Here is a 25,447-nt window from a genome sequence, read left to right on the forward strand (position 1 = left end):
CGAGTGACCGTCCTGGCAGGCGGTGCCCCGCTCCTCATCGGACGATCAGCGTTCGCCGCGGCGGTGGCGGAAGTCATGCCGGGCCACCGCCAGGAACACCTCCGGCGGGTTCAGCACCCGCAGCGACCAGTGGTCCAGTCGACGCAGCGCGGTCTCCAGGCGGGAACGGGCCTTGCCGGTCATCGCGTGCTCCTCGTCTCGAGCGACGTCGCGCGGTGCTCCGGGTGGGCGGGCCGGTGCAGCAGCCACCAGATCGCGAGCAGGCACAGCGCGTTGAGTCCGAACAGGATGATCGGGACGGAGGTGGTGGAGGTGAGTTCGATGCCCACGCCGATCAGCGGCGGGAACACGACACCGCCCAGCATCGACGCCGCGATCACGTACGCACCGGCGCGCTGCGCGTCGGGCACCATCCGGTGCAGCCACGGCAGCCCGGTGGGGAAGACCGGTGCGATGAACAGGCCGAGACCGGCGTAGGCGTACGGCGCCAGCGACGGCACCACGGCCAGCGCGAGGCAGACCGCCATGCCGACGCAGCTCCAGGTGAGGATCCGCTGCTCGGACCACCGCAGCGCCAGCGGGGCGACGAGGAACCGGCCGATCGTCATCATCAACCAGTACGCGGCGGTGGCCGACGTCGCCGCGCTCGTGGTGTAGCCCGCGGCGATCAGGTGGGTCGGCTCCCAGCCGCCCGCCCCGGATTCGACGCCGATGTTGAGCACGTACAGGACGACGAACGCCCCGGTGATGGCGATGGTGCGGTTGCGCAGCATCGCGCCCCGGTCCGGCGCTGTGCTGCCGCCGCTGTCCACGCGCGTGTTGCGCACGCCGCGCAAAGCCGGGATCAGCGCCGTCGAGGCGATCGCGAAGGCGGCGAAGACGAGCGGATAGCTGTCCGGGCCGAGCTGGGCCAATGCCACCGGAGCGAGGATCGAGCCGACCCCGAAGAACGCGTTGAGCAGGTTCAGCATGGCCGGGCTGCGTGCGCCGAAGCCGATGGCGAACAGGTGGTTGAGGCCGTAGTCGATCGAGCCGTAGCCCAGGCCCGCGACGAAGGCGCCCAGGAGGGCCACCGGCCACGGCGGTGTCATGGCGAACACGACGGCGCCCGCGGCCATGGCCAGGTAGGAGCAGCCCAGCAGGAGGCGGTTGCCGATCCTGCCGCAGCACCGGTGGAACACCACCACGCCGAGCAACCCGCCGACGAAGTGGGCGCTCAGCCCCAGGCCGGCCACCGCGGGGGAGACCCCGTAGTTGGCGCGCACCGCCGGGATCGCGGGACCGTAGAGGGCCTGGAGCGCGCCGATCAGCACGAATCCGGCGAACGCTCCGGCGATCCCGACGCCGCTGAACAACCGCGGCCCGGCGTCCTCGTCTTCACCCACGGTGCACGGCCCCAGAGGTTGTGAACGGTCACGTGAACGTTCACGAGGATCCTGCGGGAGCCTGCCGATGTCAAGGTGCCGGGCGTTCCCGGGTGGCTGCGCGGTGTGCTGTGATGGGTGGATGGCGGCACCGGCGCGAAGGCCCACGATCAAGGACGTCGCGCGCGCGGCGCAGGTCTCGTACCAGACCGTCTCCCGGGCGATCAACGACAAGCCGGAGATCGACCCGGACACCAAGCGCCGGGTCCTCGACGTCGCCGAGCAGCTCGGATACCGGCCGAGCAGGCACGCTCGGGCCCTGGTCAAGCCCCGCCCGAGCACGCTCGGCCTCACCGTCCCGGACCTGACCAACCCCTTCTTCCCCGAGGTCGTCGCCGGCGTGATCGACTCCGCCGCGGCGAGCGGCTGGCAGGTCAACGTCGTCAGCGGCGCCGGGGGACCGGCCGCCGAGGCCGAACTGCTGCGGTCCTTCGCCGCGGAGGTCGACGCGCTGGTCGGCTACTTCAACCACCTCGACCGCTCGCCCGAGGGCCTCGACATCCCGGTCGTGCTGCTCGACGCCGAGGTGCCGATGCCGCGGTGCGCAGCGGTCGCGGTGAACGTCGACGCGGGCGTGCGGGCCGGAGTCCAGCACCTGCTGGACCGCGGGCACCGCCGCCTCGGCATGATCGACTGCTCGACCAGCTGCGACCGCCACCAGCGCCGCAAGTCCTTCCAGCAGGCCCTCGCCGACCACGGGATCGCGCTGCCCGCCGACGCGGTCGTCGACAGCGAGCAGTCGATCCCGGGAGCCGAGCGGGCGACGCACCAGCTGCTGGACCGCCACCCGGAGGTGACCGCGGTGTTCGCCTTCAACGACCTGACCGCGGTCGGGGTCGTGCGCGCCGCGCACGCGCGCGGGCTGCGGGTCCCGCAGGACTGCGCGGTGCTGGGCTTCGACGGGCTGATGCTCGGTGAGCTCATCACACCGCCGCTGACCACGCTGCACATCGACAAGCGGCGCCTGGGCGCCCTCGCGGTCGGCGAGGTGGAGCGCCTGCTCGCGGGCGAGCGGGAACCGGCGGAGGTCGAGTTGACGCCGGAGCTCGTCGTCCGCGAATCGGCCTAGTGGCCAGTTCGACCGGAACTCGCCGCCGGTTCGGCGCACGCAGCACGAGCTCGGGCTCGTTCACAGGGCAATTCTTACTGTGAACGAGCGCGTATCGCGGGTGGGACCGGGCAGAGTGAACAGCCGGAAGGGCGTCGCTTGCACGGCAGGGCGGTGGTTGCGCACGCTTCCGGGCATGGACGCAGCTGATCTTCGTACGCTCCACCGCTTGATGCTGGTGGCGCGACGGCTGGACGAGGAGGCCATCGCGCTGCAGCGCCAGGGCGTTCTCCCCGCCTACGCGCCGGCGAAGGGGCAGGAGGCCGCGCAGGTGGCCAGCGGCGCCGCCCTCGACCTGGACCGCGACTTCGCGTTCCCCACCTACCGCGAGCTCGGCGTGGCGGTCGGCATGGGCGTCGATCTCGTCTCCTACCTCGCCTCGCACCGCAACCTCTGGCACGGCGGGCTCTACGATGCGCAGGCCTCGCGGCTGGCGCCGCTGAACGCGGTCGTCGGCGGGCCGGTCCTGCACGCCGTGGGCTGGGCGATGGGTGCGAAGCTCGACGAGACCGGCGGTGCGGCCATCACGTACTTCGGCGACGGCGCCAGCTCGCAGGGCGACGTGCACGAGGCGATGAACTTCGCCGGCGTGTACCGGCTCCCGGTGGTGTTCTTCTGCCAGAACAACGGCTGGGCGATCTCGGTGCCCACCGAACGGCAGGTGGCCGGCGGCTCGGTGGCCGCTCGTGCCGCGGGCTACGGCATCGAGAGCCGGCGCGTCGACGGCAACGACGCGGTCGCGGTGTTCGATGCGACCCGCGACGCCCTGGAGCGGGCCCGCGACGGCGGCGGGCCGACGGTGATCGAAGCGATGACCTACCGGATGGGCCCGCACTCCACTTCGGACGATCCGGGCCGCTACCGGACGCTGGAGGACGAGCAGGCGCGGGCCGGGCGCGATCCGCTCGTGCTCGCCGCGCAGCAGCTCGCCGCCGACGAGGTCGCCGCGGCCGAGGAGAACGCCGCCGCCGTGGTGCGCGAGGTCCGGGAAGGCCTGATCGCGCTCGACGTGCGGCCCGGCGAGGAGCTGTTCTCGTTCGTCTACCGCGAGCCCACGAAGTCCCTGCTGGAGCAGCAGCGGGCGTGGAAGGAGCACCTCGATGCCTGAGCTGTCCCTGCAGAAGGCCCTCAACCTGGCCCTGCAGCACGCGTGCGAGGACGACGACCGGGTGCTGATCTTCGGCGAGGACGTCGGCACGCTCGGCGGCGTGTTCCGGGTGACCGACGGCCTGCGCGCCAAGTTCGGCGAGCACCGCGTGTTCGACACGCCGCTGGCCGAGTCGGGGATCATGGGCATGGCGGTCGGGCTGGCGATGCACGGCTGGCGCCCGGTGCCGGAGATCCAGTTTGACGGCTTCAGCTACCCGGCCATCGACCAGATCGTGAACCAGGTGGCGCGCATGCACTACCGCAGCCGCGGTGCGCTGACCATGCCGATCACGCTGCGGCTGCCCAGCTTCGGCGGGATCCGCGCACCGGAGCACCACAGCGAGAGCCTGGAGGCGCTGTTCGCGCACGTACCGGGCTTGAAGGTGGTGAGCCCGTCGACCCCCTCGGAGGGCTACCACCTGCTGCGGCAGGCGATCGCCGACCCCGACCCGGTGATCTTCCTGGAGCCCAAACCCCGCTACTGGCAACGGGAATCCTTCGACCCGACCGAACCGGTCGAGGTGCTGCCGCCGGGCACGAGCCGGGTGGTGCGCGGCGGCAAGCACGCCACGCTCGTCGCGTGGGGCGCGATGGTCGCGCGCTGCCAGCAGGTCGCCGAGCTCGCCGCCGAGGACGGGGTCGAGCTGGAGGTGCTGGACCTGCGCTGGCTCAAGCCGATCGACACCGACGGCCTGGCCGCGTCGGTGGCCAGGACCCGCCGCGCGGTCGTGGTCCACGAGGCCCCGCTGACGGCAGGGCTGGGCGCGGAGGTCTCCGCGCTGGTCACCGAGCGCTGCTTCGCCGACCTGCGCGCCCCGGTGCAGCGCGTCACCGGCTACGACGTGCCCGTCCCGTCGGGCGAGCTGGAGGACGAGTACCTGCCCAGCGTCGACCGGATCCTGACCGCCGTCCAGACCACCTTGGAGTACCGCCGTGGCTGAAGTGACCTTTCCCCTGCCCGACCTCGGCGAGGGCCTGATCAGCGCAACCGTGCTGGAATGGCTGGTGGCGGAGGGCGACTGGGTGGAGCGCAACGCACCGCTGGTCGAGCTGGAGACGACCAAGTCGGCGGTGGAGATCCCCTCGCCGCAGTCCGGCCGGGTCTCGCGACTGCACGTCGCCGAGGACGCGGAGCTGGAGGTGGGGGAGCCGCTGGTCACCTTCACCGTCTCCGACGACCAGGCGGGCATCGTCGGAACCGTCCCGGAAGAGCAGAAGCCGCAGCGGCGCGTCCGCCTGACCCTGCCGGAGGATTGACGGTGTTCGCCACGACCGGCGACGGCGCGAAGATCTGGTACGCCACGGCACCGGGACCGGCCCCGGTGCTGCTGATCCACGGCTTCGCCTCGGACAGCGAGAGCACCTGGGTGCGCACCGGCTGGGTGCGGGCCCTCGCCGACCACGGCCACGTCCTGGTCGACCTGCGCGGCCACGGGCAGAGCGATCGCCCGGCCTCCGGATACGCGCCGGGAGCACTGGCCCGGGACGTCCTGGCCGTGCTGGACGAAGCTGGTGCGTCCACTGTGGATGTGGTCGCGTACTCGATGGGCGGCTTGGTCGGGTGGGAGCTGGCCAAGCTCGCACCCGGCCGGATCCGCAGGCTCGCCCTGGGCGGGATCGGCGGCCGGGCGGCCGACGGCGACTCGATGCGCCGCGTGGCGGAGACGCTGTCGGCAACAGGCCTGGACGCGTGCATCGAGGAGGTGACGGGCCACCGGCTCGAAGGCCCGCCGCCCGCCCCGGTGATCTTCGCCGCCGGGGACCAGGACGAGGTGGCAGCCGACGCCCCTGAGCTCGCCGCAGCTCTCCACGCGCCGTTCGTCCCACTAGGACGCCGAAACCACTTCAACGCGGTGTCCAGCCGCCTGTTCAAGGAGTCCGCGACGACGTTCTTCGAGGGCTAGAGCAAGCCCGGCCACCGTGGTGCAGCCGGGCAACGCTCAGGTTCGCGCCAGGTGGTCGCGCTTGCGCGTGATCTCCTCGAACAGCTGCTGGAACGACGCGGCGAACTTGTCCACTCCTTCGCGTTCCAGCACTGCGGTGACGTCGTCGTAGTCGATGCCGGCCGCGGCGAACCGGTCGAGGCAGCTGCGCGCTTCGTCGACATCTCGCTCCAGGGTGTCGGCGATGCGGCCGTGGTCCTGGAAGTCCTCCAGCGTCCCGGTCGTCATGGTGTTCACGGTGTCCGGCCCGATGAGCTGCTCGACGTAGCGAACATCCCGGTACTGCGGGTTCTTCGTCGAGGTCGACGCCCACAGGCAGCGCTGCGGGCTCGCACCGGCGGCTGCGAGCTCCGCCCATTCGGCACCCGAGAACATCTCCTTGCAGCCCTGGTAGGCGAGCTTGGCGTTGGCGATGGCGAGGCTGCCCTTGAGCTCCTCGTGCCCGCCGGTGGCGTCGAGCCGGCGGTCGGCTTCGGTGTCGACCCGCGACACGAAGAACGACGCCACCGAGGCGACCGACCGCAGGTCTCCGCCGCTGTCCCGGAGCCGCCGCAGCCCCCGCAGGTAGGCCTCGCCCGCGGCGCGGTGCCGGTCCAGGGAGAACAGCAGCGTGACGTTGACCGGGATTCCGGCTGCGATGGTCTCCTCGATGGCCGGCAGCCCGGCCCGGGTGCCGGGGATCTTCACGAACAGGTTCGGCCGGTCGATCATCCGGTGCAGTCGTGCGGCTTCGGTGACGGTGGCCCGGGTGTCGTCGGCCAGGTTCGGGTCGACTTCGAGGGACACCCATCCGTCCCGGTTGTCCCGATCGCGGTCGAAGACCTCGCGGAGGGCGTCGCACGCGGACCGGATGTCCTCGCGCGCGATGGCCAGGAAGACCTCCTTGGGATCGGGCTCCACGGCCAGCAGCTCGCGGAGCTGGTCGTCGTAGTAGGTGCCCTCCGCGATGGCGCCCTGGAAGATCGTCGGGTTGGACGTCACCCCGGCCAGCCCGCGTTCGACGAGGCGGGCCAGGTCACCGTCGCGCAGGAACCGCCTGGACAGGTAGTCGACCCAGGCGCTCTGCCCGTGCTCGGCCAACGCGTGCAGTGGTGTCCTCATGGCATCTCCCGTACGAGTCGTGTCCACCGGACTACCCGGAAGATCCGTCGGCCACACCCGGTCGGTGGACACCAGCGGCGGCTGGGCCGATCCGGTGATCCTCGAAGGCGAAATCGATCTGCGGCCCTGCCCGATGTGTGCGTCGGCGAGGCGCCGGGTAGCGCTGGGCTGCCGCTGAACGTCGACGAGTGGAGGAGTGAGAAGCAAGTGGCCGCCACGCATCGTTTGCCCAAGCCCGTCAGCGAGGCCTGGCACTGGCAGCTCCACGCCGCCTGCCGGGACGTGAACGTCAGCCGGTTCTTCCACCCGGAGAACGAACGCGGCAGCGCGCGCGAGGACCGCGAGGAGCAGGCGAAGCTGATCTGCGCCGGGTGCCCGGTGAAGCAGCAGTGCCGTGCGCACGCGCTGAAGGCCCGTGAACCGTACGGCATCTGGGGCGGTCTCGGTGAGCGGGAACGACGTGAGCTGATCAATCGCGGCCTAGCCGCGTGAAACCGGGAGCGCCTCCGCGGTGGGTTCCCGCGCCGGTCGCGGGAGTCGCTCGGACCGGTGCTGGGTACAGCTCGGGTGGAAGCGGTCGACCGCCGGTGAGCAGGTGTTGCAGGTGAGGAACCGGATGGCGCGCGATACCAGGATCGGACCGTTGCGCTTGCGCCGCGGCGTGCTGGGCACGACGACGTGGTCGCTGCGGCTCGGTCGCTGGTCGTGGACCGGGCGCCGGCGTTCCAGCCGCGGATTCCGCAGGTCGCGCTTGCGCCGCTCGTCGTGACGGGTCGGCGGTGCGCGGTGAATCGTCCCACGGGAACGCGGGCGCAGCCCGGGTCTGCCGCGGGTTCCTCCTAGAACCAGTGCTTGCGTCCGGCGATGGCGTGACCGGTACCGCCGGCGATGGCCAGGACGGCGCCCACGACGACCGCGACGATGCCCAGGGTCCAGATGATCTGGATCCCGGTGAGGAAGCCGATCAGCAGCAGGATGATTCCCAACGTGATCATGATCGGGCCCTTCTCCTGGTGAGTTTCCCGGTGCCCTGGTGGTACCCGTCGGCGACGACATCCATCCGACCCGGCATCGTCCCCGACCGCAGCTATTCGCCGCCCTTCTGGACGTAGGCGTGGACGAAGTCCTCGGCGTTGTCCTCCAGGACGTCGTCGATCTCGTCCAACGTGGCTTCGGTGTCCTCGCTGAGCTCCTCCCGGCGCTGCCCGCCGACCGGCTCCGGCCCGGTCTCGGCGTCGTCGTCCTGGTGGTGCCGCTGATGGTTCTGCGTCTGGCGCATGGGCTCACCTCGCTCCCGGTGTCCTCCCACCGCACTACCCCGCTGGTCGGAGCGGTAATCCGTCGTCGGCCAGCGGGGGCCGGTGCTCAACCCGTTGTCGTGCGCAGGTTTGCCCTGCCTTCCCAGGGGGCAAACCTGCAGGCCCAGGATGTGAACCTCGAGGCGGTGCGCATGGCCGACTCGCGATCGGCTCCGGCGGCGGATCACCTCGTCCGCTACACCGAGACGTCTGCGGGGCTCATGCGCAGCAGGGTGTTCGGCTGCGAGCGCGTCGGCGCGCCCCCGGTGATCGCGCTGATGGGGATGGGCGTCTCCGACTACTTGATGCCCGCCATGCGGGCGTTGGCGACGTGGACGCAGGCGCACCTGGTCGATCTGCCCGGTCTTGGTGGCAGCGGGCCGGCTCGTCGGCGGTCGGACGTGCCGGGGTACGCCGCGGCGGTGGCCGACTGGATGGACCGGGCGCAGCTGCCTCCCGCGGTGTTGATCGGGAACTCCAGCAGCACGCAGGTGGCCGCGCACGCAGCGGCGATGCGGCCGGAGCTGGTCCGGCTCCTCGTGCTCGCCAGCCCGACCGTGGACCCCGCCTACCGGTCGGTGCCGCGCGTCCTCCTGCACTGGCGGTTGGACGCCCGCCACCCGATGCCGGGTCTGCAGCAGCAGCACACGCCGGACTGGGCACGTGCCGGGTTCGGGCAACTGCGGCACCTCCTCCAGGTGCACCTGCGAGACCGGCTTGAAGAGACCGTGCTCCGGGTGCGGGGCCCGGTGCTGGTGCTGCGCGGTGACCAGGACGGGTTGTCCACCGAGCGGTGGGCGCGAGCGCTGGCGGCCGCGGCCGCGGGCGGTCGCTTCGCGGCCGTGCCCGGTCCGCACAGCTTCGTCTGGTCGGCGCCGTCGGCGTGGTTGGAGCCGATTCGCGAGGCCGCGGCGTCCGTCCCGGGGCGCGGGGACACCGGAAGCGCACCGCGTTGACCTCAGACTGCTGCACCGTCCGGTGGTTGGTGGACGAGCCGTCGCGCGCGCATGCGCGGTTCGGCTCAGGAACGGGGTTTTGGGCGCTGCCACACGCGGGATGCGACCGCTTCCGCCAGGTTTCGGAGCGCTGCCACGGCTCCTCGTTGGTCGGCCGACCTCGCCGCCGGGCTGCCGCCGTCCTCCGCGAGTCGATCGCAGCGGTGGCTTCGGAGAGTGCTCAGCTGCTCGGTGAGCTCGTCGATCTCGCCCTGCTTGGCCGCGATGGTCCTCGCCAGTTCGTCCGCGTCGGCGGCGTGCGCAGCGGCTTCGTGCTCGAGCTCGATCACCCGGGTGTACAGGGCGATCCGGTTGTTCTCCAGCGCGGCCAGCAGCGCGGATCTGCTGTAGGGCCGGAGGACGTCGATGAGGTCGGTGTCGGGTTCCGCGGTCGGTCGGAGCATGATGCCGAGGCCGAAGACGGCGGGGATCAGCTCCAGGTGCCAGCCGGGTGCGGCGGCCAGGGTGTCCTCGACGGCGGTGAGGACGCCGTTGCGCTCGCCGCCGGCGTGCGTTGCCCAGGTGAAGGCGCCACGGCCGATGAATCCGGACGGGGTGAGCCCGTCGTGCCCGACGGTGGGACCGTCGGGGGTGGCCGGGTGCCGGTCCGCGGGGTCCAGATAGGACGGTTCGTAGTACATGTCGCGGCGCGCGCACGGCCACAGCAGGTCGTGGAGCACGACGACGGCGTCCGGCGCGTGGGTGGTGATCCAGGCGAGCTCGGCCCGGACCGTGGCGTAGTTGTGGTCCCCGTCCAGCACGTACAGATCGGCCACCGGCAACTCGGCGAGGACGGCCGGGGACGGTTGTCCGGCCAGGTGCAGGGCGCCGTCGTCGGCGATCGCGGCGCGGAGTTCCGGCGTGGGATCGGGTTCGACGCAGTGCACCGCGGTCGCGCCGAGCTCCGCGTAGAGGGAGCTGACCTGGCCGGACTCCACGCCCACTTCGACGACGGTCGAGATGTGCCGGTGGGTGAAGAGGTGCTCCAGGACTTCCCGGAACAGCGCCACGGAGTGCAGCAGCAGCGGCTGCTGCCGGGCGGTGCGGGCTTGCGCGTGCGGGTCGGTCCGGCTGCCCAGCTCGGGCCGGGTGCTCATCAGCGCCCGCCCAGCTGGCGGAGCGCGATCCGGGCCGCACCGGCCGCGACTCCCCGGAACCCCCGCGCCCGGTACTCCTCGCGGGCCCGGCCGGTGACCCGGGCCAGCCCCGATGCGGGGGTGAGCCGGGGCGCGAGGCCGGACATCGACTGCGGCAGCACGGCGAAGGCGATGGTGACCTGGGCGGAGGCGATCGGGCCTCCGGCGCGGTTGGCCAGCGGCAGCCAGATCGCCGCGTGCGGGGAGTGGAACTCGACGAGGTTCCCGCCCAGCCAGGTGCACTCGGCGAAGACGAGCCCGGCGAAGTCATCACCGTGCTCCCACCGCAGCACCCGGGGATTCGGGTCGCCGCTGACGAACGCGGTGACCTCGATCCAGTCCACGCGCACGATCGCGGGTCGTCCCGGGATGGCGAGCGAGATGTCGGTGGCGCCTTCGGATTCGAAGTTCAGCCGTGCGAAGGACAGTCCGTTGTGGTTGATCCGGACGCGCCGGCGCGGGCCGTCCCACCACTCGTCGTCGGGCGTGCGGAAGCGCAGCCGGGTTTCGGAGGGCTGCGACGGTTCGAACGCGCCCGCGTCGACGGCGCCGCTGCGCATCGCGCGCACGGCCGCGCTCAGGTGCGGGTCCGAGGCGGCGAGGAGCTCCGGCCAGAACGCGTCCCGCATGTCCAGGTCGTCGAGGTCCGGCGGGGACAGGTAGGGCACCGCCGGGACGAGGTCGTCGGGCAGGATGCGGGTGATGACCGAGGAGCCGAAGTTGTCCTCGTGCTGCCAGTTCCCGAAGACCGCCGCCTCGGCTTCGGTCGGGGCCTGCACCGCTGAGCACATGATCTCGGCCAGCCACCGCGCAGCGGCGCCGGTGGTGAGCTCAGGCCACGACCCGTCGCTGCGGGCGACGTAGCGGTTCCAGGACTCCTGGAACGCCGCGATGCCGTACTGCACCGCCCGCCATTCGAGGTCCTGGGCCGGGCTGGTGCTCTGCGCGCCGAGCTCCGGCGAGCCGTCGTCGGCGAAGTCGATCAGCGAGCCGCACCGGGCGCTGACGCACTGCTCGACCACCTCGGGGCTGCGGCTGAGCGCGTGGACGACGTCCTGCGGGTGCCCCATCTGACCGAGGTAGGCCTCGCTGCGCAGACCGGCCAGGTAGAGCCGGGTCGCCCGCTCGTTGGTGGCGAGGTAGAAGCCGCTGGGCCGGACGCCGGAGCCGCTGCGGCGCAGGACCTGGTCGAGCTGGAACTGGATGGTCCCGCCCCAACCGAGATCGACCAGCGGCAGCTCGGGTGCGTCCAGCGCACCGGCGCGGCGCAGCGACAGCAGCAGCCGTTCGCGCGCGGCGGTCACCGTGCTCGCCAGGCGGTTCGTCAGGTGCGGCGACTCGGTCAGCGCGACGGTGACGCGGTCGACGACGTCGGGGTGGTTGAGCAGCGTGCCGAGCTTGTCGGCCAGGGCCGGGACGTCGCCGGGGCGCAGCTTGAGCGATGCCAGCAGCTGCCCGACGGTGAGCCGGTAGCTGCGACCGATGAAGTCGCGCACCGACTCGTGGTCGAAGCAGTCCAGCGCCGCGATCGAGGTGACGTGCCGGGACAACCAGATCGGCTTGGCGGTCACGTTCCACCCGCGCACCCGAGCGGCGTTGTTCACCAGCTCGGAGAGCAGCTCGCCCTCGCGCATCGGGCACCACACCACCGGCGTGCCCGACTGGTGCGCCCGGCGGGCCACCCACTCGGCGAAGCCGGTCAGCACCGGGCCGAGCACCGAGGCCCCGTAGCGCCAAGCCGTCCGCACCGACGTGCCGACGTCTTCGGGGGCGGACAGCAGCGTCTTCGCACGCAGGCTGGTCAGGCCGAAGTCACCGTCATCGGCTTGCACGAGCGGGTGGAACGGGCCGAAGGAATCCACGGACTCGCCTTCGCGGTCCAGCACCCGCGCGAACTCCGCGTCGATGCGCCGGTAGTGCACGGTGCGCACCCCGAGCTCGCCGGGGACCTCGTGATCGGCGACCTCGTTGTCACCGACGTGCACCACCTGCTCCGGGCTCGTCCCGAGCTCGTGCAGCACGATCTTCCACAGGCCGGACCCCTTGTCCAGCCCGTGCTGGTGCGAGCGGAACACCCGTGCGTCCCGCAGCGGTTCCAGCTCGGGGCGGTCGAGGAGGTGCGCCAGCTGGTCCGCGGTGAAGTAGGTGTCCGACACCAGCACGATCGGGATGTCGTTCTTGTCCGCGACCTGGACCAGGCGCGCGACGTCGAGGTCGACGACCGTCACCGCGCGCTCCAGCTCGACCTCCGCGCCGACGAGCTCCTCCAGCGAAGCACCGGTGAACACCGCCTGCGGCATCTCCCGCCAGATGTCGAACAACGACACCTCGCCGCACGCCGAACCGCTGGCGTGCCGCGCCCGCTGCTCGGCCTCGATGCGCATGCGCCGGAACGTCGCGTCGGTGACCCACTCCGGGCAGCGGCCGTCGCGCCGCAGCCGCGCCCCGAGCATCCCGAACAGGTCGGTCGGCCGCGGCACGCGCCGCCACAGGATCGTGTCGAAGACGTCCAACGACAGCACCGAGCAGGAACCGTCGGAGAGCAACCGCTCCGCCCGCTCCAGCGGCACAGCGCCGGAGGCCCCCATCGCGTCAAACAAAGCTCTTGATCTCCATTCAGCGAACAACGTGGAAATCCCGGTGCGGGACAACGCCCCAGGATCTCCGCACGCCACATTTCCGGCGCGGTGAAGAGGAATTCACAGCAGGCCAGGCTTGCCGCCCCGCAACATCACGACCCGGACAGGGATCCTGTCCCCAGTGGACGGAAGCTGCTGGCGGAGCTGCGCACTGCTCCATCGCTTCCGTCTCGGTGCGCGTCCGGAGCCGGAGCGCAGTGACGACTCCACGGACGACCCGAGGTCGCCGCACCTCCGGCGACCGGCAGCGCAGCGGGTATTCGCGGAAGTGACACCCCGACTCCTCTTCGTGACGGTTTGACCCGTATGTCCTGTCTACATCAACTATCGCCCGAATGGTCTTGAATGTTCCATCGAACGGAGGTAACTCAGGTCACTCTCGATGCCCGCTGCGGCCCGGAAGAGCGCTGTGCACTGATCCAGTCACACAGTGGAGCCGGATCGCTCGAAAGCTCCTGGAACAGCGAACGGGGGTGTGGGAGGGCAACGCCTTCCCACACCCCCGGACTGCGTGGTCAGCGGTGTGCGCTGGGCAGCGGTACTTCGAGGCCACCGGCGAAATCGCCGTGCCATTCGGTTCCGTTCTCGAAGGCGGTGCCGTCGGAGCGGGCGACGTAGACCTGGGCGCGGCCGCCGCGGGTGAAGGTGATGACGTCGGCTTTGCCGTCGCCGTTGAAGTCGCCGACGCCGGGCCATTCGTCGTGGATCGAGAAGAAGTCGTTCCACCGGTCGTTGTTCTCGACGAAGCTCTCGCCGGTGGACAGCGACACGTAGACGTAGCCCTTGTCGCCGCGGAAGAACGTCACGACGTCGTCCTTGCCGTCGCCGTTGAAGTCCCCGACGGCGGGGATCTCACCGGCGGGGGAGAAGAGGTTGTGCCACTTCCAGCCGTCCTGGACGAAGCGTGTCCCGTCGGAGAGGGAGACGTAGACGGCGCCGCGGTCGGTGAAGGTGATGATGTCGGCCTTGCCGTCGCCGTTGAAGTCGCCAACGGCGGGTTTCTCGGTGCCGAGGGCGAAGCGGTCGTGCCACTTCTGCGCGGGCTGGAACTGGCTGCCGTTGGACAGCGAGATGAACACATCACCGTAGGTGCGGCCGGAGAAGGCGATGATGTCGTCCTTGCCGTCCCCGTTGACATCGCCGACGGCGACCTTCTGGTTGGACAGGCCGAAGTGGTCGTGCCAGCGCTGGGTGGGCCCGAACTTCTGGCCGTCGGAGAGGGCGACGTGGACGGGCCCGTTGTTGAAGGTGACGACGTCGCTGATGCCGTCGCCGTTGAAGTCGCCGGTCAGCGGGATCGCGCCGTTGCCAGCGAGGTTGCCGCTCCACTGCGAGGCGGCACCGAACTGCTCGCCGTCGGAGACCGCGACGGAGGTGGTGGTGCCCTTGAACGTGGCGATGTCGTCCTTGCCGTCGCCGTTGAAGTCGGTGACGGTGGCGTTGCGGCTGGTGGCCTTGACCGTGTTGGACACGGCGACCTGGGTGCCGTCGGCGTCGAGGACCGCAACGCGGTAGTGCCAGGTCTGCCCGGCGGGCAGCGAGGTGTGGGTGAAGCGGTTCTGGGTGGTCTCGCCGAGCAGGTTGCGGGCCTCGATGGCGACGTTAGGGTTCTGGGCGCCGTAGACGCGGTACTTGCCTGTCATGGCGGTCCAGGACAGGTTGATCGCGTTCTTACCGGCCGGAGTGGCCTGCAGCGCGACGACCTGGCTGGCCATCCAGTCATACAGGTCATCGGCCCGGGCAGCCGTCGCACCCGCCTGCTCGGTCGTTTCGCCGATGCATCCGGCCTGGTACGAGCCGCTGGCGACCGCGACGAGCTCCCCACCGCGCAACACGGGGCCGCCGGCGTCGCCCTTGCAGATGTTGGCCCCGCCGCTGCCCTGGAGGTTCAAGGCACCGGAGCTAACGGAGTCCACAGTGAACTCACCGGTGTGCGCCTGGGCGGGCACCCACTGATCAGCGGTGCGCCCAAAACCGGACACCTGCAGACCCTGCCCCGCGCTTGGCGCCGCTGAGGCCACCGTCACGGGCGCGACACCGGTGACAGGCTTGTCGAGGTGCGCGAGGACGAGGTCCCGGTCCTCACGCGGCACGATCCGGTCCACAACCCGCTCGTGCGTACCGACCGTTGCGGTGCTAGCCGTGTGCGGCGCACCGGACTCCACCTTCTCAGGCTTGCTCGGGATAGGGGCGAAGCAGGCCGCCGAGGTCACCACCCACTGCGGAGCCACCAACGCACCGGAACACGCCGCGTCATTGCTTCCGATGCGGATCTTGGCCAGGTACGGCTGAGCACCGGCATCAGCGGTGGTGCCACCGGACACGGCATACGCCGGAGCCGACACCAACGCGGCACCGGTCACGGTCACCGCCACGGCCGTCAACAGCCGCGCACGGAACGGGCGAATCATTGCTACTCCTTGCATGAAACGGACTTACGAGGCGTGCAGTTCGACGAGAGTCGCTGGATCACTGCTTTCACCCTCGCCTACCGGGGTGTATTCACCGGGACTGATGTCGACGGCCTCGGTCTTGCCGTTGCTCGTGATTCGCGCGGCAACGTTGTGACTACCACCTTGGATCGCGAAGACCCGGGGAATCTCCATGGTCAGCCAGCCCGACGCCCCGACGACCCGGAAGCACGAATCCCGGAGAGTGATGCTCTTGACCCGGATGACCGGGCCTTCGGCAGCACAATCGGCCAGCACGATTCCCCCGTCACCCTTCAGCAGCCGGATGCCTCTGTCTGCGAAAATCTGATCCGCGCCCGGGTAGTCGTACTCTTCCACTGCGGGTGGAGGGTTCACGGGTAATGCCGAACTTGCTGCATTGTCCTCGCTGCTCACTGCCGAAGCCGCGCTGGGAATGACGACCAGTGAGCTCAGTGAGAGAAGCGCGAAGAGTTTTAGTGCATGTTTCATCCAGGCCTCAAAGGTTGATCTGCGGTGTGGTGCTGTCGTGCAAAGGTGCTGCTTAGGTTTTTGGTCCACCTCACTGGTGTACTCGCTTACCTGGAATGCGGTATGAGCCAGCGCGGCCGAGTTCGCCTTGTTTATGCGTCTGCTGGATGCTTGCATCCGCGTCGCGCGCAGCGGCTGCGGAGAAGGCGGGATCGGCGTGCTTCGCAGCTGGCCGATCCCGCTGCCTCAGCGTCTAATTAGGGTCACGGGTCGTCATCGGTGTGTTGATCCTCCGCGGCTTTGCGGATGCGCTTCGCCCATCGGTCGGTGACGACGATCAGCGTGAGTCCGATGATTGCGGCGCAGGCTAGCGCAACCCATGTGACCCATTTTGGAATGTCAAATAGATTCAGTAAGATCGTCTGTGGGATGATAAGGAATCCGACCATCCTGCATGCCCACCAGCTCGGCGGGTACCTGACGCGTTCCATTAACGCGCGCCGCGCTCGATGCGCTTGGCCCATCGTTCGGTGAGAATAATCAGTCCGATCGCGATCAGAAGGGCGCAGATCGCGGTAGTCAAGGTGATCCACTTCGGTGCGCCGAATAGGGCAGGTAGCATGCCTTGCGGTGTGATAGCAAACCCGACCACCCGGCACGTCCACCAAATTGGTGGATACTTGACATCACGTCGTGGGGACTTGGAGTGAATCATCGGCGCGTTACTCCTTTCTGGCTCAACATACGAGAGAGGCCGTACTGATTCCGGCTCCGAGGAGGGAGACTGCTACCCCTGGGGCGGTTCCCGCTCCGGTAACTGCCAGTCCTATTCCGAAGCCTGTGACAAGGGTTCCAAGGCCATAGAATAGATATGTGCATGCGCTACTTACAGTCTCCTCCCTTTCTCTGATCTTTTCCCTTTTCTTCATGTCATTTATGGCTGCGCAGTCAACTTGAACTGTGGAACCGTTGAGCATCTCGTATGGCGGGCATCCGTCAGGTGAGTACGCGACGTTTCGGATGTCAGCGTCGGTGACAGGGGCTTCGTTGCGGAGGTTGTCGCCGTGGTACTTCGGTCGGAGTTCCGCGGTTTTGGCTTCCAGTGCTTGCCGGGATGCTTCCGCGGCTGCTGCTGCGGCCGCTGCGGAGCCGGCGTGCTGGTTGGCTTGCCAGGCGTCCTTCCAAGCCTGGTCGGCTGCTGTGAAGGCAGCGTTGGCATAGCTGCGAGCGTCGGTGGCCGAGCGGACGGCCACTACCGCGGACACCCCCGCTTTGCGGGCGCTCTGCTGGGCACTGGCCGCCGCGTCGCGTGCCGAGGCTGCGGCCTGTTCGGCCGAGGCACGTGCGGCATTCGCAGAAGTTTGTGCCTGACTGGCGTAGTCAGCGGCCTGGGCTGCCGAGTTCTGTGCCTGAGCAGCGTGCTCGGCGGCTTCGGCGGCGGCCTGACGAGCCTTCGCCGCGGAGGACGCAGCGGTGTGAGCGTCCTGTACTGCTTCGGCGGCGGCCTGCATGCCCCGGGAGACCAGCCGGTCCATGTCGGCCGCGTGCGCTGCAGCCTGCTCGTCGCGCTGCTTGAACAGGTACTGCTCGGAGAGCACGAACCTCTCGGTCCAGCCCGGTGGGCCCTGCAACGCCGCCTCGGCTGCGTTCTTGGTCCGGGGGCCACCGGCGGCCTTGATTCGCGCCGATGCGATCTCCATGTCCTTCGTACGGGCCGTGAACTGGCCTTCCCGCAAGAACTTCCGCCGGTCTTCCGGCGTGCCCTGCATCGCCGCTTCGGCTGTCTCGCGCACGGCGGGGCCGATCGCGGCAGCCTTGATCTGCATGACCTTCAGCTCATCCAGTTTGTCCCGGTTCGGGTAGTGCTGATTGACCAGGAACTCACGCATCTGAGCGTCGGTGCCGTTCAACGCGGCCTCGGCGGCCTGACGGAGCTCCTCAGGCTCGCCCATTCGAGCAATCTGGGCGACTCGTTCACGGTCGTCCTGGACCGCGGCGGCTTCACGCCCCGTGCTGAGCCACTGCCGGACATCGGTCTCCGTGCCGGATAGCGCTTGTTGCGCGGCCTTCGCGCTCCACGGACCGCCAGTGCTCAGGATGTTGACCGCAGCCTGCCTGCCGTTGCTCAGCAAGGTTTCGGCATCCGCATCGGGTGCGCTCGCCGTTTCCAGCAACCGCTGGATCTCGGCGTCGACCCGCTCTTGTTCGGCGGCATCCCAGGAGATGAGGTCCTGATTTTCCCGCCATGATGCATGCGCTTGCTTGGCGGCGTCGATGAGCACTTGGCCTTCTTGCTCGACTCGCTGGGTCTCAGCTTCCCGAGCCAACGCGACGACCTGCTTCGCCTGCTCAGCAGCGGCCACGGACGCCTCTGCCGCGACGATCGCGGCATCGGCATGCCTGGTCGCTTCGGCCGCCGCATCCGCAGCTTCTCCCGCGTGGTCGGCAGCTTCCTCAGCCGCCGTCGCCGCATTATTGGCGTGGCGGGCGGCCGAGTCCGCCGCTTCAGCAGCGGTGTTCGCCGCCGCGATCGACCGGCCGGCCAGCGCCGAGGCGGCATTCGCAGCCTGCCGGGCCCGGTTGGCCTGCGCTCGCGCTTCAGCACCAGCCGCCGCTGCGCGCCGTGCCTCAGCCTCGGACACCCCCGCATACCGCGCCGACGCTGCCGCGGCTTCGCCCGCAGCCGCAGCGTTGGCGGCCGCACTGGCCGCCGAACCTGCCGCACTCTGCGCCTGCGCTGCTGCGTTCCCGGCTTCGCGGGCTGCAACCGCCACCTGCGTGGCCTGAGCCGCCGCAGCCCGCGCCGCATGCGCGGCGTCACGCGCGGTTTTCGCCGCATTGGCGTCCATCGCCGCAGCCGAGGCCGCCGAGTACGCCCGTGAAGCGGCCTTGCCCGCCATGCTCGCCGCTGACGCGGCATTAGCCGCAGCGTTCGCGGCAACCCGTGCCGCCGCATCCGCCGCATTCGCCGCACTGATGGCAGTGCGTGCCGCTGCTGCGGCCTGCTTGGCCATGGACGCCGCTTCTGCGGCCGCCGCCGAAGCACGCCGCGCATCGCCTTGGGCCGCTTCGGTTTCCGCACGAGCACGTTCCGCGGCCCGTTTGGCCTGTTCGGCGGCCTTCAACGCACGATCAGTGGCCTGCTGCGCGGCCACCGTGTGCTCACGAGCCTGCCGCCCGGCTTCCTCCGCGCGCTCCACCAGCTCGGTTACCGTGGACTTCTCCACATCCCGGGTCTGCGCGATCTCCCAGTCGTAGTTGAGGAAACGCAGCAGCGCCTCATCGCTGTCGGCCTGCAGCGCCGCCTCGGCGGCTTCCTTCACGTACGGCCCACCAGCTGCTTTGGCCTGCACCACCCGCAGTTCCAGATCGGTGCGGTTCGGCTGCTTCCAGCCCTCCTGCAGGAATGCCTCCAGAGCTTCCCTGGAACCGTCCTGCAGCGCCGCCTCAGCCGCGGCCTGCACCTGCCCGCCACCGGCAGCCTTCATCCGGACGGTCTGGATCTCCAGATCCTTCAGGTAGTGCGGGCGAAACCCTTCCCGCAAGAAGGATTCCAACGCTTCGAGGGTGTTGGTCTCCAGGACTTCGTTGGCCGCGGCCTCGGTCGCTGGACCGCCCTGAGCCATCAAATCCATTACCTGCGCACGAAAGTCCTGATGCCGAGCTGACTCCACCCCGTTGTTCAAGAACTCCCGAAGCTCAGCGTCGGTACCCGCCAGCGCCGCACCAGCGGCCTCCCGGACGGCCGCCCCTCCGGTCAGCCACAACTGCATCACCGCAGCCCGGTCCTCCGGCGAGACCACCTGGGCCTGGGCCACAGCGACCGGCGCCGCACCGGACAGGCTCATGCCGAGACTGAGGACCACTCCACACACCACACCAGCGCGACCGTAACCACGGCCGCGTCTTAAGCGCGTCACGCCAACGACTCCCTCATCCCAGAAAGAAGAACACGAGGAAAAGATCGTTGATCAACCTACGTGGGCGGAATGGGTGATTCGAGCCTATCGCCCTTTTTATGGCTCTTGGCACTTTGTGTAACAAGTGATCGATATGTTACAAACCGACGAACTTTGGTGGCGGGGGCTTGGTGGGGTGAACCTCGGTGTCGCAGTTGGATTCACGCGGTACCACTGGCTGCTCTGCGTCGCTGCCCGTCTGTTGCGCCGCATCGATATGGGTGACCGGCCCGAACTCGCCGGGCTGCCCCATCGCCTGGTCGGCGGGCTTGATTGCCAGTCGGTGCGTGGTGTCGACCTGAGGTCGTTGTTCCGCAGTGGAATGTTATGATTCCGGCAAATGGGATATCGGTAGATCTGGTCGAAAGGGCGCGATGGGCCTGCTTTGGTGGCGAATCGTGGCGTGGGGGGCGGTCGTTGGAGCTTTGATCGCTGGTGCCTGGCTGGCTGCGCAAGCCATGGAGGGGCTTCTGTCCTGGGCCGCTCCTGCAGTCATGTGGAGTGCCGCCGTGGGCGCCGCGATCATCCTGGTCTGGGAGAGAAGGCAAGAGCGGAACTGATCGCGGATTCACGGTGAGCGCTGCTACTCGGTCCAGGAACGCCTTGGAAGGCAGCGGATAGGCTGCGGAGGCGATGCTGATGAGCAGCCATCGGGAGTCGGAGGAGGCCCGCCGTGTCGGATTTGGATCCTGTGCCACCGCTGCCCAAGACCGTGGATGCCAGGCAGCCGAGTGCTGCTCGGGCCTACGACTACTTCCTCGGCGGGTCGCACAACTTCGCCGCTGACCGGGAGTTCGCCGATCAGGTCCTGGCCATCGCTCCGAGCATCCCGGCCGTGACGCGGTTGAACCGGTCGTTCCTGCGACGCGCCGTGGTCTACTGCCTGGAGCAGGGCATTCGTCAGTTCCTCGACCTCGGTTCCGGCATTCCGACGGTCGGCAACACCCATCAGGTCGCCGAAGACGCCGGTGTCCCGGCTCGCGTGGTCTACGTCGACAACGAGCCGGTGGCCTATCACCACGCCCAGCACGTGCTGGGCGGGTCGGAGACGACGACGATCATCCAGGCCGACATGCGTGATCTGTCCGTGGTGCTCGGCCACCCGGACACGAGCAGGCTGCTCGACTTCAGCCAGCCGGTCGGGCTGTTGGCCGTCGGCGTGCTGCTGTACCTGGAGGATCCGCAGCCGGCGGAGCTGATTCGCGCTTACCGGCAGCACCTCGCGCCCGGATCGCTCGTCGCCGTGTCCACCCTGACCGACGAGCACGCCTCGCCGGAGCTGCGTTCGGAGATGGAAATGCTGCGCGGCGCCTACGAGGCCGCTGGCGAACCCGTGTACCCGCGCGACCACGCCGAGATCCTGCCCTGGTTCGACGGCCTCGACCTGGTCGAACCTGGTCTGGTCACGCTGCCCGAGTGGCACACCCGGGACCCGAAGGAGCTCGACGACGTGGCCAGGCCGCTCGGCTACGGCGCCGTCGCGCGAGTGCCCTGACGCGAGCCGCGCGCCCGCCGTTCACCGTCCACTGTGGTTAGACGGTCCGGGTGTGGTGGCGGCCCATCGGGACCATGAGCGGTTTTCCCGAGATCGGGTCCTCGATGATCAGGCAGTCGAGGCCGAAGGTGGCGCGCACCGATTCCTCGGTGAGGACCTGCTCGGCGGTGCCCGCCGTGTGGAGGCCGCCGTCGGCCAGGGCGATCAGGTGGTCGGCGTAGCGGGCGGCCAGGTTCAGGTCGTGCAGGACGAGCACGATCGTCGTGCCGCGCGAGCGGTTCAGGTCGGTGAGCAGGTCCAGCACCTCGACCTGGTGGCTCACGTCCAGGAACGTGGTCGGCTCGTCGAGCAGCAGCAGCTCCGTCTGCTGGGCCAGGACCATGGCGATCCAGACCCGCTGCCGCTGGCCGCCGGAGAGCTCGTCCACGGCGCGGTCGGCCAGCTCCACCGTCGCGGTCGCTTCCAGCGCCGCCGCGACGGCCTCGTCGTCCTCCCGTTTCCAGCGCGAGAGCACGCCCTGGTGCGGGTGGCGGCCGCGGCCGACCAGCTCGGTCACCGTGATGCCCTCCGGGGCCAGCGGCGACTGCGGCAGCAGGCCCATCCGGCGGGCCAGCTGCTTGGCGGGCATGCGGTGCACGAGCTTGCCGTCCAGCAGCACCCGGCCCGACTGCGGCGCCAGCAGGCGGGACATCGAGCGCAGCAGCGTCGACTTCCCGCAGGCGTTGGCGCCGACGATCGCGGTCATCTCGCCCGGCGGGATCGCCAGGTCCAGCGAGCTGATCACCGAGCGGTCGCCGTAGCCGATGGCCAGGTCTTCCACCGCGAGCGTGGTCACAGCGATCCTCCAGCGCGATTCGTGCGGACGATGAGGTAGATCAGGTAGGGGGCGCCGAGCGCACCGGTGACGACGCCGACGGGGTAGCGGGCGCCGAGCAGGAACTGGCCGCTGAAGTCCGCCACCAGCACCAGCAGCGCTCCGACCAGCGCGGCGGGCACCAGCAGCGAACCGCTCGGCCCGACGAGCCGGGCGGCGATCGGGCCTGCGAGGAACGCGACGAAGGCGATCGGGCCGGTGGCCGCCGTGGCGAACGAGATCAGCCCGACCGCGCAGACGATCACCACCACCCTGGTCAGGTCGAGGCGCACGCCGAGCGCGGCGGCGGCGTCGTCGCCGAGCTGCATGGTGGCGAGGCGGCGGGTCTGGGCCAGCAGCAGCGGCCCGAGCACGAGCAGGGCGCACAGGACGGGCACCACGTCGGACCAGGCGACGCCGTTGAGGCTGCCGGTCAGCCACCGCAGCGCCTGCTGGAGATCCCACTCGCCCGCTCTGCTGAGCACCCAGCTGATCGCGCTGTCCAGCACCGCGGCGATGCCGATGCCGACCAGGATCAGCCGTGTCCCGGCGACGCCGCCGCGGTAGGACAGCAGGTAGATGAGCAGTGCGACGCCGAGCCCGCCTGCGATGGCGAACACCTCGACGGCCGCACCGGACAGCGACAGCGTGACGATCGCGAACGCGGCGGCGGCGCTGGCGCCCGCGCTGACGCCGATCAGGTCGGGGCTGGCCAGCGGGTTGCGCAGCATGGTCTGGAAGGTCACGCCGCCGAGACCGAAGCAGCATCCGGCCAGCGCCGCCAGCACGGTGCGCGGCAACCGCAGCCGCCCGACGGTGAACGACGCTCCCGGCACCCGCTCGCCGAGGATCACGGCGAGCACGTCTCCCGGCGGGTAGAACCGCTGGCCGACCATGAGCGACACCGAGGCGGCCACCAGGACCAGCGCGGTGAGCACCGCGATCACGGTCCGCCTGCGGCGGGACTGCGCGATCCTGGTGCGGGCTACGAGTTCGACGGTGTTCACAGGGCTCGGACCTTCTGCCGGCGGACGATCCAGATGAAGAACGGTGCCCCGACCAGGGCGGTGATGATGCCGACGTCGATCTCCTCCGGCCGGGCCACCAGGCGGCCGACGACGTCGGCGACCGTCAGCAGCACCGCGCCGCCCAGCGCGGAGAACGGCAGCAGCCAGCGGTGGTCGACGCCGATCAGCAGCCGGCACAGGTGCGGGATGACCAGGCCGACGAAGGCGATCGGGCCCGCCGCCGCGGTCGCCGCGCCGCAGAGCACGACGGCGCCGAGCGAGGAGAGGGCGCGGATCAGCGCGACGCGCTCGCCGAGCCCGGCGGCCAGGTCGTCGCCCAGCGCGAGGGAGTTCAGGCCGCGCGCGGTGAGCAGGCAGATCACCAGGCCTACCAGCAGGAACGGCAGCACTTGCCCGATCCGGTCGAAGGACGCACCGCCGACGCCGCCGACCTGCCAGGACCGGAAGGTCGATGCGACGTCGTTGCGGGCCAGCACGACCGCGTTGATCAGCGCGGCCAGCGCCGCCGAGGTCACCGCACCGGCGAGCGCGAGCTTGAGCGGCGTGGGCCCGCCGTGCCCGAGCGAGCCGACGGTGTAGACGAACACCGCGGCGACGGCCGCCCCGAGAATGGCGACCCAGACGTGCGAAGCGGCGCTGACCAGTCCGAACGAGACCATGCCGGTGGCGATCGCCAGCGAAGCGCCCAGGTTCACGCCCAGGATCCCCGGATCGGCGAGCGGGTTGCGCGTCACTCCCTGCATGACCGCCCCGGCGATGCCGAGCGCCGCACCGACGAGCGCCGCCAGCACGGTTCGCGGAACGCGTTGCGCGACAGCGGCTTGCGCCAGCGTCCGGTCCGCGCCGCCCACCCCGGCCAGCACGTCGGCGGCGGTGACTCCGCGCGCACCGATGACCACCGACGCGATCGCGGCGACGAGCAGGGCCGCCAGCACGACGAGCAACCAGGCGAACCGCAGGCGGGTGGAGCGCGCCGTGCCGCTCGCCCGGTCGGTCGCCGCGGTCATTCGACCCGGTCAGCGGCCGCCGCGAGCTTGCTCGCGTACTCGTCGAGCACCCACGGCACCGACATCGGCGTCGGGTTGGCGGCGGTGCCCGCGGGCGAGCTGCCGGGCAGCATGACGACCGAACCGCTGGCCACGGCGCGCATCTTGGACAGCAGCGGGTCGGCGGCCAGCGTGCGGCCGACCTCCTCGTCGCCGTAGCCGACGACGATGTCCACGTCGTCGAAGACGTCGATCTGCTCGGCGCTCTGCCTGCCGGTGAACTTGTCGGTGCCCGCCGACGCCGCCGCGATGCTGCCCGGGGTGCGCATGCCGAGGTCCTCGAAGAACCGGGTGCGGGTGTCGTGCGCGGTGTAGTAGCCGATCTGGCTCAGGTCCGTGGTGTCGAAGTGCGTCATGAACATCGTGGTCTTCGACCGCAGCTGCGGGTACTTCGCCTTGACGGCGTCGATCTGGCCCTCGATGTCGCCGATCAGCCGCGCACCGTCGGCGGACCTCCCGATCGCCTTGCTGCTCAACGTGATGCTGTCGCGCCAGGAGGTGGCCCACGCCGTCTCGGGGTAGGCGACGACCGGGGCGATCTCGCTGAGCGTGGTGTACTCCTCCTTCGTCAGCCCGGAGTACGGCGCGAGGATCACGTCCGGCCGGGTGTCGGAGACCGCTTCGAAGTCGATGCCGTCGGTCTCGTCGAACAGCACCGGCGGCGGGGCGTTCAGCTCGGCGAGCTTGGCCTCGACCCACGGCAGCAGCCCATCGCCGTCGTCGTCGCCGAAGTTGGCCTTCGCCATCCCGACGGGCACGATGCCCAGCGCCAACGGCACTTCGTGGTTGGCCCAGGCCACCGTCGCGATCCGCTCCGGCTTCGCCTCGATCGTGGTGGCGCCGAAGGCGTGGTCGATCGTGACGGGGAAGGCGTCGCCGCCGGCCGGGTCCGGGGCGGTGCTGCCGGTGTCGTTCCCGCTCGTGGACGAACAGGCGCTGAGCGCCAGCGCGGCGATGACCGCGGTGGCGGCTGCCCGCAGGAGACGTGGACGCATGCGGAGAATCCCTTCCTTCGAGAGCCCGGAACCGCAGGTCAGAAGCACACCGGCCCGCGTTGTGTGCTTAGGCTAACCTAAATCGGAGCGCGATTGTGCATTCCGGCGAACCGGACGCTGTGATCTGCGTCCGGTGCGGTGGTCCGAGGGAACAGTCCTCTGTGGACTCGAAGGGGGTGCGGCGGAGCGCGCGCGGAATTCCCCGGGGAGGAAGAACCTCCTCCCACTCTCAACGTATAGCGCACCCCGGGGCTTGCGGCAAGACCCCGGGTGTGCTGCAGAATCTCCCGCCGAGGCCACGACCTGCGGAAATCGCGGGTTCGCGGTACTACTGGCCGGAACGCGACCTGGGAACGGCCCGGCTCGCCGACGGCCGCC

General features: G+C 69.9%; 22 protein-coding genes. 8 read left to right on the forward strand and 14 right to left on the reverse strand.

Annotated features, from left to right (window positions below):
• Nucleotides 1-45: 45 nt before the first annotated feature.
• Both OU416_RS00430 and OU416_RS00435 read right to left on the reverse strand, forming a co-directional pair.
• Nucleotides 46-183, reverse strand: a complete 138-nt coding sequence (locus tag OU416_RS00430) for a hypothetical protein (protein WP_270924742.1) — start codon at nt 181-183, stop codon at nt 46-48.
• A complete protein-coding gene (locus OU416_RS00435; RefSeq protein ID WP_270924743.1) occupies nt 180-1,385 on the reverse strand; it encodes an MFS transporter in 1,206 nt (401 codons plus the stop codon). The genes OU416_RS00430 and OU416_RS00435 overlap by 4 nt, the downstream gene beginning before the upstream one ends.
• 121 nt (nt 1,386-1,506) lie before the next feature.
• On the opposite strand from OU416_RS00435, the gene OU416_RS00440 reads away from it, so the two are divergent.
• The 5 genes from OU416_RS00440 to OU416_RS00460 all read left to right on the forward strand — a co-directional run bounded on the left by OU416_RS00440 (nt 1,507) and on the right by OU416_RS00460 (nt 5,585).
• A complete protein-coding gene (locus tag OU416_RS00440; protein ID WP_270924744.1) occupies nt 1,507-2,493 on the forward strand; it encodes a LacI family DNA-binding transcriptional regulator in 987 nt (328 codons plus the stop codon).
• A gap of 211 nt (nt 2,494-2,704) precedes the next feature.
• Nucleotides 2,705-3,640, forward strand: coding sequence for a thiamine pyrophosphate-dependent enzyme (locus tag OU416_RS00445; protein WP_270925389.1), 936 nt, complete (start codon nt 2,705-2,707; stop codon nt 3,638-3,640).
• Nucleotides 3,633-4,622: an alpha-ketoacid dehydrogenase subunit beta gene (locus OU416_RS00450; RefSeq protein WP_270924745.1), complete on the forward strand. Its 990-nt coding sequence runs from the start codon at nt 3,633-3,635 to the stop codon at nt 4,620-4,622. The genes OU416_RS00445 and OU416_RS00450 overlap by 8 nt, the downstream gene beginning before the upstream one ends.
• Nucleotides 4,615-4,938 carry a biotin/lipoyl-containing protein gene (locus OU416_RS00455; protein ID WP_270924746.1) on the forward strand — a complete coding sequence of 108 codons (324 nt, stop codon included), beginning with the start codon at nt 4,615-4,617 and terminating at the stop codon, nt 4,936-4,938. The genes OU416_RS00450 and OU416_RS00455 overlap by 8 nt, the downstream gene beginning before the upstream one ends.
• A gap of 2 nt (nt 4,939-4,940) precedes the next feature.
• The gene (locus tag OU416_RS00460) at nt 4,941-5,585 is read left to right on the forward strand and encodes an alpha/beta fold hydrolase (RefSeq protein WP_270924747.1); all 645 of its coding nucleotides are present in this window, start codon (nt 4,941-4,943) and stop codon (nt 5,583-5,585) included.
• A gap of 36 nt (nt 5,586-5,621) precedes the next feature.
• On the opposite strand, the gene tal is transcribed toward OU416_RS00460, so the two are convergent.
• Complete coding sequence (gene tal, locus OU416_RS00465) at nt 5,622-6,725, reverse strand: transaldolase (protein ID WP_270924748.1); 1,104 nt, start codon at nt 6,723-6,725, stop codon at nt 5,622-5,624.
• 207 nt (nt 6,726-6,932) lie between these two features.
• On the opposite strand from tal, the gene OU416_RS00470 reads away from it, so the two are divergent.
• On the forward strand, nt 6,933-7,217 hold the full coding sequence (locus OU416_RS00470) for a WhiB family transcriptional regulator (RefSeq protein ID WP_270924749.1): 285 nt from the start codon (nt 6,933-6,935) through the stop codon (nt 7,215-7,217).
• A gap of 347 nt (nt 7,218-7,564) precedes the next feature.
• On the opposite strand, the gene OU416_RS00475 is transcribed toward OU416_RS00470, so the two are convergent.
• A complete protein-coding gene (locus tag OU416_RS00475) occupies nt 7,565-7,720 on the reverse strand; it encodes a DUF6131 family protein (protein WP_235863772.1) in 156 nt (51 codons plus the stop codon).
• Between the two features lie 92 nt (nt 7,721-7,812).
• The gene (locus OU416_RS00480; RefSeq protein WP_270924750.1) at nt 7,813-8,004 is read right to left on the reverse strand and encodes a ubiquitin-like protein Pup; all 192 of its coding nucleotides are present in this window, start codon (nt 8,002-8,004) and stop codon (nt 7,813-7,815) included.
• A 171-nt stretch (nt 8,005-8,175) separates the two neighbouring features.
• On the opposite strand from OU416_RS00480, the gene OU416_RS00485 reads away from it, so the two are divergent.
• The gene (locus OU416_RS00485) at nt 8,176-8,979 is read left to right on the forward strand and encodes an alpha/beta fold hydrolase (protein ID WP_270924751.1); all 804 of its coding nucleotides are present in this window, start codon (nt 8,176-8,178) and stop codon (nt 8,977-8,979) included.
• Between the two features lie 65 nt (nt 8,980-9,044).
• Here the strand turns inward: OU416_RS00485 and OU416_RS00490 are convergent, their stop codons facing one another.
• The 5 genes from OU416_RS00490 to OU416_RS00510 form a co-directional block, all read right to left on the reverse strand.
• The gene (locus tag OU416_RS00490; protein WP_270924752.1) at nt 9,045-10,115 is read right to left on the reverse strand and encodes a class I SAM-dependent methyltransferase; all 1,071 of its coding nucleotides are present in this window, start codon (nt 10,113-10,115) and stop codon (nt 9,045-9,047) included.
• A complete protein-coding gene (locus OU416_RS00495; protein ID WP_333779611.1) occupies nt 10,115-12,754 on the reverse strand; it encodes an HAD family hydrolase in 2,640 nt (879 codons plus the stop codon). Before OU416_RS00495 ends, OU416_RS00490 begins: the two co-directional genes overlap by 1 nt.
• Before the next feature lie 554 nt (nt 12,755-13,308).
• A complete protein-coding gene (locus OU416_RS00500) occupies nt 13,309-15,204 on the reverse strand; it encodes an FG-GAP-like repeat-containing protein (RefSeq protein WP_270924753.1) in 1,896 nt (631 codons plus the stop codon).
• A 24-nt stretch (nt 15,205-15,228) separates the two neighbouring features.
• Nucleotides 15,229-15,714: a hypothetical protein gene (locus tag OU416_RS00505; protein WP_270924754.1), complete on the reverse strand. Its 486-nt coding sequence runs from the start codon at nt 15,712-15,714 to the stop codon at nt 15,229-15,231.
• A 716-nt stretch (nt 15,715-16,430) separates the two neighbouring features.
• On the reverse strand, nt 16,431-19,541 hold the full coding sequence (locus OU416_RS00510; RefSeq protein ID WP_270924755.1) for an ALF repeat-containing protein: 3,111 nt from the start codon (nt 19,539-19,541) through the stop codon (nt 16,431-16,433).
• 784 nt (nt 19,542-20,325) lie between these two features.
• Between OU416_RS00510 and OU416_RS00515 the strand changes: the two genes are divergently transcribed.
• A complete protein-coding gene (locus tag OU416_RS00515; protein ID WP_270924756.1) occupies nt 20,326-21,147 on the forward strand; it encodes an SAM-dependent methyltransferase in 822 nt (273 codons plus the stop codon).
• A gap of 37 nt (nt 21,148-21,184) precedes the next feature.
• Here OU416_RS00515 and OU416_RS00520 read toward each other — a convergent pair whose 3' ends face one another.
• From OU416_RS00520 to OU416_RS00535, 4 genes are read right to left on the reverse strand one after another with little or no spacing between them, the layout of a single operon-like run.
• Complete coding sequence (locus tag OU416_RS00520; protein ID WP_270924757.1) at nt 21,185-21,982, reverse strand: ABC transporter ATP-binding protein; 798 nt, start codon at nt 21,980-21,982, stop codon at nt 21,185-21,187.
• Nucleotides 21,979-23,007, reverse strand: a complete 1,029-nt coding sequence (locus OU416_RS00525; RefSeq protein WP_270924758.1) for a FecCD family ABC transporter permease — start codon at nt 23,005-23,007, stop codon at nt 21,979-21,981. Before OU416_RS00525 ends, OU416_RS00520 begins: the two co-directional genes overlap by 4 nt.
• Nucleotides 23,004-24,035: a FecCD family ABC transporter permease gene (locus OU416_RS00530; protein ID WP_270924759.1), complete on the reverse strand. Its 1,032-nt coding sequence runs from the start codon at nt 24,033-24,035 to the stop codon at nt 23,004-23,006. Before OU416_RS00530 ends, OU416_RS00525 begins: the two co-directional genes overlap by 4 nt.
• Complete coding sequence (locus OU416_RS00535; RefSeq protein WP_270924760.1) at nt 24,032-25,069, reverse strand: iron-siderophore ABC transporter substrate-binding protein; 1,038 nt, start codon at nt 25,067-25,069, stop codon at nt 24,032-24,034. The genes OU416_RS00530 and OU416_RS00535 overlap by 4 nt, the downstream gene beginning before the upstream one ends.
• Nucleotides 25,070-25,447 lie beyond the last annotated feature (378 nt).

It is taken from the genome of Saccharopolyspora indica (assembly GCF_027853965.1).
Classification (GTDB): Bacteria; Actinomycetota; Actinomycetes; order Mycobacteriales; family Pseudonocardiaceae; genus Saccharopolyspora; species Saccharopolyspora indica.